This window comes from Lewinella sp. IMCC34191 (assembly GCF_003390935.1).
Classification (GTDB): Bacteria; Bacteroidota; Bacteroidia; order Chitinophagales; family Saprospiraceae; genus Neolewinella.
In genome coordinates this window covers 78,228-94,458 of record NZ_QNQZ01000006.1, presented here as the reverse complement: position 1 = coordinate 94,458, position 16,231 = coordinate 78,228, and the positions used below count along the sequence as shown (strand labels likewise).

Genomic DNA, 16,231 nt, shown 5'->3' with positions numbered 1-16,231 from the left:
ATAATAAATGTAAAATCCCCACTGTCAGGGCATTAAACGACTGGTTACCTGCCTGCAGGTAATGAAGTTTAGCTGGCTTTTTTCAATACCGGATAATTACCCGGGATAGGAAAAAAGATCATCGGTTAATGGAGAAATGCAAGTCAACGTGTAAGCTTCCTAAATCAACATAATACATACGCCTTCCAGCCGGAGCGATCCGGTAAGCGGTTTACCGATGTCTATCGGTGCGGTATGTATGGGTAGGTGTGGGTGTCAAAGCGAGGGGAAAGAAGAGCTTTCCAAAATCACTACGCTAATGTGGCGGATTCCTTACGTCAGGATGTTTCAACCGCTTGGATGTGCCTATTTCTTCCATTCATTTGGTCGATAGGCTAAGGTGTCAGGCCATTCCGGTCAATTGTTAGCGGTTTAACTCCTTGAATTATTGGAAGTTAAGCATGTCAAATATTCAATGCGTAGCTGAAGCGGGTTTTTGCCGTTTTCGCAATGTCAGCCTGCTTGCAATCGTCACCAGGGTTGGTGATTTCGGGCGAGTTCACGTTCGCAGTAGGCTTCTAATTTAATTTCAGGAGGAGAAGCGCAATGGACGTCCCGCCCGAAGCGACAAGGTGCATATGGACCCGGTCGATACCTCCAAGTGGGGCCTAGAACGGAAGTAGGCGAACCCGGGTGGGTTCGCCTACTAAGGTTTAGTCAGCATGTTCGCATACAGCCCGGTTCAACGTAGACTGTGGATGCGATGCAACAGCGGGTTACTGCTTAACAAAAGGCCGCACGACGGGCCGGCCCGCGGTAAGAATACGAATCTGGTACATACCAGCCGGAAGGTCGCTGACTTCCAGGCGAGCATTTAGTGTGCCGGGCGATTTGACCAATTGGCTACGCTTGACCATTCTTCCATTTAGGTCGAAGACCATTACATCTACGTCTCCTTCGTAATCGTCCGTGTAGGTCACGTTGACTTCACTCGTGGCCGGATTAGGATAGAGCTCTACCGTCTGAGTGTTGGTTGGGCCATCCAGCAGTCGATTGTCCAGATTGGCGGCGGTGCGTGCTTTAGCCGAACTACAGTTGCCGGCAGTGGCCCCTTCGCTTACGGGTGGTTCCGCGGATAGGGAAAGATTGAACTTGTCGATCTTGGTTCCCGACTCCCGATTGGCCAGCGTAATGGTGTGCTTACCGGGGCTCAGGCGGAAGGTGACGTCTTTTTCGTCATCGTTCACTTTGCGCCATTGAAAGCCGCGCGTTTCCAGTTTACCGCCTCCGAGCTTCTTCCACATTTTTACCCAGCGGCCGTTATCTACCCGCACGAACATGGAATTGTCGCCGTACGAGGGCGCGTTCATCCGAACGAACAGGTGGTATTCGCCCAGTGTGGTTACGTCGATGTCGTAGGTTACCGTCCGGCCGGTCTCTCCGCCACGCGGTGCCTGAAGGGAGCGTCGGCCCTTAAAGACCAAATAGCGGCCGTTCGATGCTCCGTTGGCGGTCTCAATCGTCCAACCCGCACTAACGTTTCCGCATTCGGCTTCGAGCCATTCGTCGGTTCCGTCATCGGCCAGCGGTTGGCAATTATCCACGGCTTTACCCATGCCTTTGGGCTGCGTTTTACCGGAGGTCAGGTACAGTTTATCCAGTTTGGTTCCATCCTCCCGAAAAGCGAAATCGATGGTATTGGTGCCGGACTTAAGACTGACCCGTTCATCATCAAAGGACCGCCACGCAAAGCTCTTGCCGGTCCGGAGGCCTCGATCCCAGGTTTTCCAGGCTCCGCCGTTCACGCGGAAGTAGAAGGAGTCATCCTGTCCATTGGGCGCCAGCACGCGGGAGAATAGTCGGTAGGCTCCTTTCTGCGAGGCTTGGAAGGTGAAACTCAGCTGGTTAGCGGCGCGATCCGCAGGTGCCGAGCGGTAGGCATTGCCATTTTTGACGACTACGAAGCTGCCGTTAGAGGCGTCACCGGCACTGCCGACCGACCATTTCGCACCAATGGTGGCACACTCCGCTTCCAGCCAGTAAGTGATTTCCTGGCCGTCGGTGGGAGGGTCCACCGGTTTGGGCTGTACGTTAACGACCACTTTATCCGTGTCCGTGGCGCCATCGTCATCCCGTACGGTAAGGGTTACGTCGTAGCGACCGGCGCCGAGGGTAAGGGTATTGCTTTTACCACTGGCTTTTCCACCCTGCCAGCGCCATTCGTAGCTGACGATTTTACCGTCCGAGTCCGAAGATCCGTTACCGTCGAAGGTCACCCGTAGCGGAGCCACGCCGGAAGTTGCGCTGGCCCTCGCTTTTGCAAGGGGAGAAGCGTTCACTTCCGGTTCTTCTTCATCTTCGCAGTCCGGATCGACCGATACGCGTACCGTACTCGTTGCTCCACAGCCTTTACCACCGGTGAGGGTGTAGGTTCCTTCCTTGTATACGGTTGGATTTCGCTTATTGCTCTTGAACTTACCCGGGCCGGTCCACTCGTATTTGCCGGTCGATGAGTATCCGTCGAGTTTGACGCCGTCGTCTTCGTCGCAGTCCAATAGTTTTTCGCTTCCGTCCGCATTTGCATTGACCTCGCAGCTATTGGAAGCGTTTCCGACCGTCAGCGTGAAATTGGACGATGCCGAAACCCGGTTCAAATCGGTGGCCGTGACGCGAATGCGGTAGCTATTTCCGCCGGCATTCTTGGGGGCGTCGACTTTTAGCTTACCGCTTTTGTCGAGTTCCATCCAGCTCGGTAGCTTGCCGCCACCGACCAGCGTTGCGGCGTAAGTCAGTTCGTTGCCGGGGTAGCCCTGGTTGAAAGCGCCGTTCACTTTAATATCGATCTTCTTGCCCGGGTTTACCTTCTGGTCGGCCAGGTCTTTGGCGGTCGGCTTACTCACCGGCCGAGCGTTGATGAGGTACGCGACGTTATCGTTCCAGTCACAATTGTGCGAACCTTCGCCACAACCGGACCCGATGTAGTCCATGAGGAGGATGTATTCGTTGGGAATGATCCGGCCCCGGTGGTCGATGGCCTGATAGACGCGAACGCCCAGGATCTTATCCTTCAGGCTTCCGTTTCCGGTGCCGCCGGTGGTCTTGTAGTTATTGATCGAGATTTTGAAAGGGTCCTGGATGCGTCTGGCGCTGGCCCCTGCAATTTTGTCCGAGGTGTTGGATTCCCGTGGAAAGACACTCTGGTGCCAGTGGCCGCCGTGGTCATAATCCATGTCGGCAACCACCTTATTTCCCAGGGCGAGGAGTTGCGTCCGCGCGCCACCGGGACCGTGGAAGGCGGCGAGTTGAAGCATGTGGACCGGTTTGTTGGGGTCCGCCTGTTCGAAATAATCGGCAATAATGAGGTCGCCTTCTTTTCCGGCATTGACCCGTGCCGCGGTGGGGAAATCAGAGCTTGGGCGGGTAATCACCTCGCCTTTTCCGTCTTTACCCATCATCGTGGAGAAGCCGTAGGCGTCGAAGATCTGCTGGGCGTCCACTTCCCAGGCTCCTTCCGGACGCGTCATATAAATGCCGCTGAAGGTCACTTTGACCTGCTTGGCATTGGCGGCATTGCTCTTCATCTCGAGCTCTTGGGTGATCACGCGCTTGCCTCGTCCCCGGTCGGTGACAAATTTAACGGTGGCCGTGACGTATTTCCCCGGAGCGATCTTCAGGCCGCCCTTTGGAATTTTCACGCCGGTGACGGCGAAGTCGTCGGGGTAGCTGCTCGTGAGTTTGGTGATGACAAGCGTCTGATCGCCATCGTTGTGGATACGCATCTGGTGCGTATCGGTGGCCTTTAGCTTGATGCCGCGGCTGTTGGTGTTTCGGTCGATCTTATTGAAGGTAAAATAGTCATCGGCCGGAAATCCTCGGTCGGTACCGGGAATTTTATTCATGTTTTCAATCCGTACTATAGGTCCCTTGGCGGGGGCGGCGGCGGATAGGGGGGCGGACCAAAAGGCCGTAAGCGTAAACAAAAGCAGCAGCAGGGCCGGATAGCCTCGGCCGTAGCGGGTAACATTACTTAACATATGCGGTTGGTTTAAATAAAAAAAGCGAATACTTCCGCCACCTGCCCAGGTGGGCAGGAACGGATGAAAGAAAAGCATGTTTACATTTTGGAAAGGTCTCGATCCCACACGTCGTGCAAGGTTGTTAGTGGAATCGGAGGCGCTAAAGATCGCATAAAATCTTTAAATGAGACAAATTTGCTCAGCCCGAAGCGCGTTCATGGCTGCTCCGGGCGTGGGGAAGCTACACAAAAACGGGGCTACACACCGCGTGCGTAGCCCCGTTCGACTAGCCGGAATAAATAACTGCCTACCGCACTTTAATGAACGTCCGCACGGTCGTTCGATCGCCGGTGATCATTACCGTTCGGTAAGTACCGCTTGGCAGATGGTGCGTATCGATGAAGGTTTCCAGGTTAGTGCCGGACTTGTCTTCCGTCCGTTCGTCCACTACTTTACCCCCGAAGTCATACGTTCGTAGCGTGACGCGGCCCAGAAAAGGGCTTCGAACGGCAACGTACAGCCGGTCGCTTACCGGGTTGGGATAGAGAAGCAACTCATGAGCGAAATCCGTTTTCGGTAGTAACGCCTGTTCCTCAATGGTCATTCCAAATCGGGCCGCTACGGAGCGGTCACAATCGGCCGCGACACCCTGTCCGTCGGGTAGCGCGTGGTTGGTAGATAGCTGAATACGATCCAATTCCGTGCCGGCTTCCCGGTTTGCTACGGTGAGCACGTGACTTCCGGCGGCAAAATCAAAGGAAACCGGTGCGGTATCGTCCGTTAACCGTGTCCACTCGAATCCGTCGGTCAGGATTTGATCACCGTTTTCCTTCTTCCAAAACTTCATCCAGGGGCCTTCGTCTACCCGTACCCAGAATGAGTTCTTACTGCTACTGGGCGCGTTGAGCCGGAAGAAGACGTAGTAAGTGCCGTCTTCGGGAATTTCAATTGCGAAATTGGCCTGCTGGTCCGGCTCCTCCCCGGTAGGCACGCCCGTGCGATGGTTCCCGGAAAATCGGATGAAGGAGCCGCTCACCGCTTCAGTGCTGGTGCGTATTTCCCACTTCGCGCCCAGGTCGGCACAGACGGCCTCCCATGCCAGGTCGATGGACTCGCCCTCGAAGGTGTCACAGGGATCTCCGATTCCGTCCCCGTCTGCGTCGCCGGTATCGGAACTGGCGACGGTTGGACAGTTATCCAGATCATTATTGACGAAGCCGGCGGGTTGGGAGCAGGCGGTCAGGAATTGCTCCGGATCACCCAGTCCGTCCCCGTCCTCATCGGCGTAGTACGTTGTCAGTGCCTGGTCGGGATTGTAAATCTCCGGGCAGTTGTCCGTGAGGTCGGGAACCGAGTCGCCGTCGGTATCCAGCTCGGGATCCAAAACTTCGATTTCAACGGTCGTTCGATCGAATTGTCCGTCGTTGTCGGTCACGGTCAGCGTTACGGTCCAGGTCCCGGCCGGAAAGTCGACCCGGATGGAATCGCCATTCATGCTGTTTTCCCCCCACGACCAGGCATACGATTCAACGGTGCCGTCCGGATCGTAAGAGGGGGTTCCATTCAGTAGCACGCTTAAGGGGGCTGCACCATTGATGGAGGACTCGGCTACCGCGGCGACCGGGGGGATCGCGGCCGGAGCTCCGCAGTTGTCAGCCGCTTGGCCCTCACCCGTGGGAAGGGGATTTTCCGTACTCAGGTGCAATTTGTCCAGGCGCGCCCCGCCCTCCCTAAAGGCAATGTCAAGCACATTCACCCCGGCCGTCAGGTTGGTAGTCCCTGGTAGTTGGTTCCAGTGGAACTGTCCGTCCTTAGTTATCCCGCGGTACCAACGGACCCAGTCGCCATTATTGACGCGTATCCAATAGCTGTCGTTGTCGGAATCGTCGGCGGCAATTCGTCCGAACAGGTAATACGAGCCGGCCTCCGCCTGGTCAACCACGAACCGGAGATAGTTTGCCTCGACATCCGCTGGAGGGGAGGACATGGAATACTTTCCCGGAGCGTGGACGTATGCCCGCTCGCTGGCCAGCTCATCCGTTTGAATGGACCAGCTCGAACCCACCAAGGCGCATTCGGCTTCCAGCCAGTACCGGTTTCGGGTATTTACTATGCCCTCGCAGGCATCGCCCGTCCCGTTTCCATCCGAATCGAGTTGATCGGGGTTGGCCAGGTAGGGACAATTATCCGTGCCGTTGGTAACGTAACCCTCGGGGAGGGTGCAGGCCAGGAGGGAATTGCCGGGATTGCCGAATCCGTCACCATCTTCGTCGCGGTAGTAGCGATATTTTGCGCCTATGGCGTCGTCTTGCGGTCCGCAGTCCAGCTCATCCGGTACGCCGTCGTTGTCGTCATCCGGATCACAGGCATCCCCGAGGCCGTCTCCGTCGAAGTCATGCTGGACAGACTCGGCTACCGTTGGGCAAAGGTCTCCGGCGCGGTCCGCGTAACCGGGTGGAGGCGAACAGCTGCGGATGGTGTCGTTTGCGTCTCCCCAGCCATCACCGTCGACATCCGCGTAAAAGATCGGCAGCAGCTGATCGGGGTTAGCCAAGGTGGGGCAGTTGTCTGCGAGATCCGGAACGCCGTCGCCGTCCGAGTCCGCGTTCGGGTCGTAGGCATTTATCCGCAGGCTTTCGGAGTCAGCCGCTCCCTCCGCATCGATGACCGTGAGGGTCACATCGTAGAAGCCGGTGGGGAAGGATACGTCTACCGTCGATCCGGTAGCGAAGCCTCCGTCGTTCCACGTCCACACATACCGTACGATTCCGGCGTCATCGCTCGATGCGGTTCCGTCAAGCCTCACGTCGAGGGGAGCTACGCCTTCGGTAGGAGAGGCGGCAGCCCGGGCCACCGGGGCCTGATTGATGGTGCTCCCGCAATTCGTGGCGGGCTTGCCGAGACCGTCCGGGAGGGATATCTCCTTGCTGATGTAAACCTTGTCCAGCCGGGCATCGCCCTCGCGCCAGGCAAAATCGATCGTATTGATTCCGTCCGTCAATTCGATTTGATTCCGGTGGCGATTCCAGTGGAAAGTGCCGTCCGCGATGATGCTCCGGTACCAAGGATTCCAGTTCCCTCCGTTGATCCGGAAGTAGTAGCTGTCGCTGCTGGGGTCCGCTGCGCTGATCCGGGCAAAGAGGTGGTAGGTGCCGGCCAGGCCGTTCGGTATAGACAGCCGAACTTGGTTAGCCGGCACGTCCGCCGGGGCGTTCTGCAGGTCGTTATTCCCGCGTGCGTCCACGTAGCCCGTTTCGGAGGCTTGATCGTCGTATCGTATCGTCCAGACGCTTCCGACCGTCCCGCATTCGGCTTCCAGCCAGTATGCTGTAGTGGAAGGTGCGCCGGTACAACTGTCGCCAATGCCATCAGCATCCGAATCCTCCTGCCCCGGGTTGGCGGTAGCGGGGCAATTATCCGATCCGTTTGTCACGAAGCCGGCGGGCTGCACACAGGCTAGGGTGGCTTCCGCCGGATCGCCGTAACCGTCGCCGTCCCGGTCGGCGTAGAACAAGCGGGGGGCGGAAACTTCGCGATCCAGCGGCGCGCAGTCGTCCGTGTCGCGGACGCCGTCGTTGTCATCGTCGTCGTCGCAGGCGTCTCCCCACCCGTCGCCGTCCGTATCGGTGAGGTTGTCACTGGGATAGTCCGGACAATTATCCGCGTTATTCGTGACGTAACCATCCGGAGGGAAGCAGCTTTGCAGGCTGTTTGCCGGATCGCCGTAGCCATCACCGTCCGCATCCGCGTAAAAGGTCAGCACGTTTTGCTCGGGATTATAGCGGGTGGGACAGTTGTCCTCTTCGTCGGCAATTCCGTCTCCGTCGGCATCCTCGATCTCCGTTCCTATTTCTACTTGCACCGTAGCGGCGTCCCGTGCCCCGTCGTTATCGGTCACGGTGAGGGTCACCTCGTAGGTGCCATCTTCCAGGGTCACCATGGTACTCGGACCCGAGGCGCTACCGCCGGTCCAGTTCCACTGGTAGGAGACGATGCTGCCGTCGGAGTCCGTAGATAACGATCCGTCCAGGCTAACCGCCTGGGGAGCGGTACCCACGGAGGGGGTAGCCGTGGCCCGGGCAACGGGACTGGCGTTCGGACCGGCGGCATCCATACTGATGACTTCTAAAGCCGAAATTTTTGGCTGGTCAACGCCGCCTTCGGAGCGACGCCCGTCGAAGTATATGAAAAAATAGTTGTCGTTATTGGTGACGCGAAACTCCTTGACCACCGCCGTAGACGAACCTACCTCGCGGTGTATATCGTAGTCATCCATGAGTTTGGTGTTCTCCGCCACGACGTCGAATATCCGCTTGCCGTCTCCACCGCTGCCCCCGCCGGGTGCGCCCCAGTAAATTTCGGCAAAGTGAAGGCGTACCAGGTACTCGCCGCGTTCCAGCGGGAAATAATAGCGGACGTAGAAAGGATCACCACTGGTGCGTTCGCTTTGGTAAATGGTGGGCAGGTCTACCCGCGAATTGGTGTACGCGTTTCCGTCGTAGTAGTGCTGGTCCGCGCTGAATAAAATGCCGTCGTGATAGGTAGCCGGACCACCCGCATTGATGCGGACGGCGGGTCCGCTGGCTACGCACGCAGCGCCTTCATCCACCGCTCCGTCGCAGTTGTTATCCGTTCCATCACAAATCTCCGCGGCCCCGGGGTGGACGTTCGGATTCGCGTCATTGCAGTCGGACGCGTTGCTGACGTAGCCTCCGGGAGCGGAGCAGTCGTCCACGGCGACGGCGGAATCACCGAAGCCATCTCCATCGGCATCCCGGTAGAAGCGCGTGGATGCAATAACCCGCACGACTAGCTCGGCGGACGATGCGGCGCATCCGACCCGGCCACCGACGGTGTACCTATACGTGCCCCGGAATCCGGTGGCGGTATCAAAGGCATCCGTAACCGGCCGATCGAAGAACGTCCATTGGCCGCCGGGTTGGGGCTCACCACCCAGGCTTGCCAGTTGCTCGTACAGGCTCACCGTACCCGCTCCTTCGCACAGCGTAACGGTGCCCCCGACGCCCGCACTCGGTGGCGTAAAGTCTTCCGTTACGGTAATCGAGGTTTCGGTACTGCAACCGTCGCCGGTGCTGGCCGAAAGATCATACCTACCCGGCTTGCTAACCGAGAGCGTAGCCCCCGTTCCGATCGTCCGGCCGTTCGACGTCCAGGCGAAGGTGGCGTTTGCTGCCGCGCTCTCCGCAGTAAGCACCACTGTGCCGACCGTGCAACTGAGGTAGGGGCTGCTGGCCGAGATCGTCAGGGCAGGGCTTTGACTGAAGTCCTCCGTGACCACGACGGTGGACGCGCGGCCGCAGTCTCCGTTTGCCAGCGTACCCGAACGTAACGTATAGGTGCCCGGCTCCGTGACCTTGGGATTCCGTTGGGAGGAGGTGTAGCCGTTGGGTCCCGTCCAGCGGTAGATTCCGCTGCCGGTAAAGCCGCGTAATTCCACAGAGGCCCCAGCACAGTAAATCACTTTCTGCCGGCCATCCACGTTGGCGTTTATTTCACAGGGCCCGGTATCGGCCGTGATGCGAAGTTGAAATCCTGCCGTTGCCGTCACCAGGTTGTAGTCCGTCGCCGTGATCCGGAGATCGTATGACCGGCCGGCCACCTGATAGGGCGGCAGACTACTGACCGTTCCGGTACGGGGGTCGACGGTGATCCATTCGGGAAGCGGAGATCCATCCGAAAGGCGCCCGGTGAATGAAAGCCGGTTGCCCGGATAACCTCGGTCGAAGACCTCACCTAAGACGTACCGATCCGCGGTGCCCGCATCGACCTGCCGGTCGGCAATCTCTCCCGCGCTGGGTTTGGCAACCGGCCGAATGTTGGTGATGTAGGCGATGTTGTCCTGCCAATCACAGTTTCCGCCCCCCTGGTCGCAGCCACTTCCGACGTAGTCCTGGATAGCGATATAGGCGTTGGGTATTACATTGCCCGCGGCATCCTTGGCTTTATACACCCGAATACCCATTATGGAATTTTGGTAGCCATGGCCGGTCGAACGGTATCCTTCGATGTAAATTTGGAAGGACCCGTTGATGGTGCTTGTCCGGTCGCCCGCTATTTCATCGCTGAAGTTGGTGGTACGGGGAAGGAGACTATTGTAGTAATAGTTACCGTGGTTGTAGGACATGCCGGAGACCACCTGGTTGGAACTGTTGCGTAGCTCCATGCGGGAACCGCTAAATCCGTGAAAGGCCCCGAGGTGGATCATGCGCACCTCCTGGCTCCGGTCGGCCTGTTCGAAGTAGCCGGACAGGATGAGATCGCCTTCGTAGCCGGCGTCTACCCGCTCGTCGGATGGGCGATCGGAACTCGGCCGGACAATCAGTTTGCGGTTTTCATCGCGACCAACCTCGGTGCCGAAGCCGAGGGTTTCGAAGACGCTCTGGTTCGACAGCTCGTTGCCTCCTTCCGTGTACTGCATGTATCCTCCCCGGAACTCGGGCCGCACCTCACCGGCATTATCGGCATTCGATAGGATGCGTAAAGTATCGTAGAAAACGATCTTCCCTACGCCCTTTGGCTCGACGGCCTTGAACACGCCGGTGACATCCGTATAGGTTCCGGGGGGCACCGTGATCGGACCGTTCGCCGGATCGAAACCTTCTACGGCGAAGCGGGCCGTATCGCCGAGTTCAAACCCGTAAACGGTAAGCGGTGCCGTACCCTCGTTGTGCATGCGCACCTTGATACGGTCGTGTGCACGGGTAGGCTGGCCATTGATGATGTCGGGCTCCTTTATGCGTTGGAACGAGAAGAGATGGTCGCCCGGGACGGATAAGTCGGTCGTGCGCAGCTTGCTCATGTTTTCGATGCGTAGGAGGGCACCACTGGCGGCTGCCACCGTAAGCATTGTATCCAGTTCACCGACGTTGCCGCGGGCATCCACTGCCCGGACCTTGAGGGAATGGGCTTCAAACGACGATGAACCGGTATGCGCCAGGGAAAGTGCCCGCTCGTAGGCAGTGAAGGGAGCTCCGTCAAGGCTGTACCGGAGGGAGATAACTTCCGATCCGCCGGAACGGTCGGTAGCCGAGAGGGACACGATCGCCGAGCCCCGATAATGGCCCTCGGTGTCCATCGGGCCGGTAATGGAAGCGCGTACATCCGGTGCGATGGTCGGACCGCTGACCTGCTCGATACGCAGATAGCTGATCTTGGTATTTCCCCAGGGCGCAACGCCGATGTCGTCCACGGTAAGTTTACCGTCTTTGACGGTCACGACACCGGTGGCGGAGGTTACCATATTGTCGGGTTCGGGGATGAAGTCGTCGACTAGCGTGACCCCCTCGACGCGGAGGGTATGGCGGCTGTTCCGGAGCTTGACATCGCCGATACCTACCGCCACGCGGTAGCTTCCATTGGGTACGGCGACCTCCCAGTGACGGGGGTGAGGTGTTTCCAGCTTCACGTTGTCCAGCACATTGAAGGAGTAGACCAGCTTGACTACGTCCGGGCTGGAGACTAGAACGCCGCGGGACTTGCCCTCCGCGTTGTCCAGATTTTCGGCAGGTTGCCGACTAACGGGGTCGATCCATCCGTATTGGTGCCCTCCGGGGCGGAGGCCGAACGCCTCCCCGATATCCGCCACGTAGTCGGCTGGAGGGTCGAAGTTATCGTCCTGGAAGTTCACCCTGAGGGTGTAGATCTTTTCCCGGCTCACTTCCACGGCTATGGCTACGGTCGTCGGTAGGTACCCCGGGGAGGTGGCGGTGACCGTGGCGCTGTAGTTGCCGGCCTCCAGATCGAAGGCATCCACGCCGAAGGGGAGGTCTACACCGCCCAAGGCATCCTGAGGGAGGACGATCCACGGCCGATCCGAGCTTAGGGTGATGGACGGATCACTCCGGGGGCCACTGGCATTGATTCGGTTGTGGAAGGCCGCCGAGAATTGGCCGGGAATGGCCGACAGCGACATGCTGTTCTCGATAAAGCTTAATACCTGCGCGCCGTCGCCCGCAGGCTTCACGTTGCGCAGCAGGAATACGTTATCCTGGTAATCGCCATTGGCCGCTTCCTCGAAGCAAAGGATATAGGTGTTGGGTAACAGCTGCCCCGAACGGTCTCGGGCGGGATAAACACGGGTCCGGTGCACGTTCCCGTCATTTTGGACATCGGTCGAGTAATCGGACCGGTCTCGCTCCGGCAGGTCGATGTAGACGCCGAAGATCGAATCGCGGGGGTTGAATCGGGTGCCGCCGCTTTCCGTTGGCGGATAAAGTCGCTGGGCGTTCGCCAGGCCATCGGCAAGCGTGGCGAGCTGGTGCCGGTTGGGGGCCGGCGTATCGGTAAACCAGCCGAAAGGAACCGCGCCGGCCGGGGAGTAGCGGGCAAGCGGGATGAGTTCGGCCGAACCCGGTCCGGCCAGCTGGAAGTAGGGGGTGATGACCTCTTCGCCCATTGGCGAAGGATCGAGGTGATTGGCCAGGGTGGTCCAGCCAACGTCGACGCCGTAGCCCAGGGTCAATAACACATCCTGTAAGGCAGGCTCCGCATCGCCTTCAAATCCAGCCTTCTTCAGGCCGTGAAGCGCCACGGTGGTCTCCGATTCGGAAAGCCCGGTGGATGAAAAGGACAGGGAAGCGGGCTGGTGGCCCAAGCGGTCGTACGTCCGGTCCGGAGCATACGTAACGTCGAAACTTCGGTCCACCCCGGGTAGCAGGACAATGCCTGCCGGGTCGTCCATACGGTATTGATCCGCGAATGCGCCGGTAAATGCGCTGCTGCTGATTTCCACGGGTGCCGTGCCCTCGTTGCGCAGCTGCACGGTGGCAGTCATAGTGGCATTGCCGTCGGTATCGACCGTCGTTTCGAACAGCAATTCCTTCGGTAGGGCCGTAACGGTGGTACCCGTCGCGGCTTCGACGTTGCGGACCACCGCCACCAGGTCCTGGTATTCGTAGCCGGCCGTTTCTCGCTCAAAGGCGAGAATGTAGGCATCCTCCTCGCCCGGGTAGGGGTACACGCGCAGGTGGCGGCTGACGAGGGGATCGAAGGTGTTCCTTGCATGCTCGCCAAATACCAGGCGGTCGGCCGCTACCGGCCAGCGGGAATACAGGCCGAAGGCCGCGCGGCCGGGGTCGAAGCTGGCGGCGCCCGTCACCGTGGGGTACAGCGACTGTCCGTTGCCGCTCAGCGCGTTCGAGATGCTTAGTACCTCGGTGGCGTTGGCTGCATCTTCGCCGGTGTACCAGCCGAGTGCGGTGACGGGGTCGACGGACTCCGCGTCGAAGGCGGCCAGGACTTCGACCGTCACGGGGCCGTCGCTGGCCCGCTGAAACTGCTGGAGATCCAGCTCGTCGCCGAGCAGGCGGTTGTAGTCATTTCCGCTCACGTCGAACGTACTGGTCGTGGGGTCCTCATCGCCGCTGTCCACGTCAAGACGGAGGACGTTGAAAATTTCCTGCAGGGAGGGCTGTTCGGCTGCTTCGGTACCGCGCCGACCGAGTCCGTTGAGCGGGATCGTCGTCGGTTGGCCGTTGCTACCGCCGAGGGTGAGGCTGGCGAATTTGACTCCGGCCGTGGCGGGTTGGAAAGTGACCTCAACGGAAGCCGAACTATTCGGGAGCAACTCGTCGGGGAGCTGCGTAGCCTCGATCGCGAAGGCGGCGGCCTCAGGCCCCTGCAGGTTGACGAAGGTGTTCAGGAGGGGGGCATTCCCGACGTTGGCTACGTACAGTGTTACTTTGACCTGCTCACCGACGGTGGCGTCCACTACGACGTCCTTCCGGCTCAGGGTAATGGCGGGTTGGGCGGTAGCCTGATTGGTGGGTTTCAGCAACACGATCTCTCCGGTGCCGAAATCCGATACGTAGAGGTTCCCCGTGTTGACGTCCTCGGTCAGGTCGAGCGGGTCGGTGAAGCCCGTGAAGCCGGGTATGCCGATCTTGATCGTTTGGATATCCCCGTTCGGGCCGTCCGGCATCAGGGCGATAAGGTCGCTGCCCCCGCTGTAGCGGCAGACCAGCAGGGCACCCTGTAGGTTGCCGTTTTCGGCATTGCTCCGGTATTCGATCACGCCGTTAGGCGATTTATTGTAGGCGAAATCGTAGGCCGCCCCCCGGTAATTCGGATCGGCGATAACCCCGGCGGGGTAGGTCGAGACGTCGACCGAGCCGCGGTTTAGAACGAACTCGCCCCGGAGGGGATTGGGATGGCCGTAATAGCCGGCTGCCTGACCGGGGTCGATGCGAAACAACCAGTCCCGCTGGGTATTGTTAGCGAGCGCTCCCGGGACGGGCGGGTAACCGGTCCCGGAGTAGAGGCTGCCATCTGGTCGGCGCGTTCCATCGATGGAAGCCGGGGAGTTGCTGCCCGCGGCGGTGCCGTTGGTGGGTACGTAGAGTTGACCGTTGGAGTGCCAGACGAGGTCGTAGGCGTTCCGTATGCCGGTAGCGAAGAGGGTGAGGGGCGCTTCCGTGAAGTACGGATTGTACGTACCATCGTCGGGGTACACCTGTCCGTTTTCGGTGTAGGTGCCGGTGCCCGGGCCCAGGGTGGGGCTATAGGTATCCACGGCATTGATGGCCGCCGCGTTCATGGTGGTCTTGGCGTTCAGTGGCCACGCCGATTCGGGGAGTTTGTCCAGGTCGAGCCGTAAGGCGGAGGCCGAAAGCAGGCGTTCCAGGCGATTTCCCCAGGCATTATCCGGCGCTCCGCCGGCGGTGTTGCTTCCCTGGAGGAAGTAGAGGACGCGATCTTCGCCGGGGCGGAAGGCGATGCTGTTCGTGAGGTGATCCCGGCGCGAGCGGGGCAGATTCGTGATCACCAGGGCTTCATTCTCCAGGTCAGGACCGCTTAGCCGGCTCAGTTTGCCGTCCCAGGCCGGTGCGTTATTGAGGGTGCCGGAGCAGTGGGTGACGTAGGCGACCAGGTTATCGGCGGTTGCCGACGGGGCGAAGGTGAATCCGATTGCCGAGCGCACGCCATAGGTGTCGGGCAGCACGGTAAGGGTTTGACGGCCGGCCAGCGAACCGTCTTCCGCTATGTCCCACCGGTCGATGGTACCGGTAATGGACAAACCATAAAGTTTGCCGTCTGGGCCGATCGTCAGGGAGGTATACTGCTGTCCGGAAGTCACGGCACCCGCTGAACGGAAGGCTACCTGCCCGAGATTCCCCCCCGAGTCGCCGCCACCGGTTCCCGTCGTAAAGGTCGATTGGTATACCTCGAAGGGGCTACCGGACAAGTCGGTTACCCCGGCAATGGTAAAACGGTAAGTCGTATTGGCTTCCAGGGGAAGGAGCGGCGTCAGGTTGATCGCATCGCCACCACCCGTTCCGTTGACGGTGGCGGGCACGGTTGCGCCAGACGGCAATTTGGTCAAGTAGACGGTAGCCGGGTCAATACTCTCGTTCGCCACGCCGTAGATCCCGTCCACGGGGTTCGGTAAATACAGGTCATTGGCCGACAGGGAAATGGAAGTCGGCACGCCCCGGCTGCCCGTTGGCGGATACGCAGCGATCACGCGCGGCTGTTGCGCCCCTTCACCGGTTACGTGGAGGGAGATGGAAATCTCCGCCGCATCATAGTCCGGCGCGGTAGCTATGAGATTAGTCTGGTAGGTACCCACCGGCAGGCCGGACCGCACCGCCACCGTAAACTGCCCCGGGGAGGCCAGCGATGGATAGATCAGCCAGTTCCCGGCGTGTGGATCGTCCGAAAGGGTGATCACCGGGGTGCTCCCGTCACTGGTCGTCAGGCCCACCACGGCTACGGGCGCGGATGACCGCCCGTCGTATTCCAGGGTGATACTGGCCCGGTCGAAGGAGAGAACGGGCCCGGTGGGGCCGCTTGCGAAAAGGGAGACCGAATGGAAGAGTACGGCCAGACCAATGGCCGTCAAATAAAAAGATTTCATGTGTTGTCAAGTGTCGCGCTGGGGTTGCCAGACAATGAAAAGATCAGCAATGGGCTACCGGACGAATACAGTATAGTGGATTCGCCCGGTCAATAGCCGGGGAATACGGTATCAGTGGTCTTAGGCGATATGAATACAGATACTACCCACCTATTCAATGGAACAGCGCAGCTCTACGTGAAATAGTCCGCGGCGTTTAGCCCCGCGGCGAAAGTCCAGAGCGGACCGGAAGAAAAGGTGAGAATGTGTGTATAGAAAAGTAAGTGTGACAACAAGGTACGGGTATCACGCAAGATTACCGGCACCGCGGCGAAAATTTTCAGGGAAAAATTTGCTTTCACACAATAATTATGGCTGGCCC

The 16,231-nt window shown here is 59.2% G+C and carries 2 protein-coding genes; both read right to left on the bottom strand.

The features are described from left to right. Positions 1 to 755: 755 nt before the first annotated feature. A complete protein-coding gene (locus DRW39_RS12860) occupies positions 756 to 4,013 on the bottom strand; it encodes a T9SS type A sorting domain-containing protein (protein WP_198664875.1) in 3,258 nt (1,085 codons plus the stop codon). Between the two features lie 289 nt (positions 4,014 to 4,302). Next, positions 4,303 to 15,870: a PKD domain-containing protein gene (locus tag DRW39_RS12855; RefSeq protein WP_116107459.1), complete on the bottom strand. Its 11,568-nt coding sequence runs from the start codon at positions 15,868 to 15,870 to the stop codon at positions 4,303 to 4,305. Between the last annotated feature and the right edge of the window lie 361 nt (positions 15,871 to 16,231).

What these genes read in the sequence shown, in the direction of transcription:
- DRW39_RS12860 (WP_198664875.1), bottom strand. Translation starts at nt 4,013, where the DNA reads ATGTTAAGTAATGTTACCCGCTACGGCCGAGGCTATCCGGCCCTGCTG.
- DRW39_RS12855 (WP_116107459.1), bottom strand. Translation starts at nt 15,870, where the DNA reads ATGAAATCTTTTTATTTGACGGCCATTGGTCTGGCCGTACTCTTCCAT.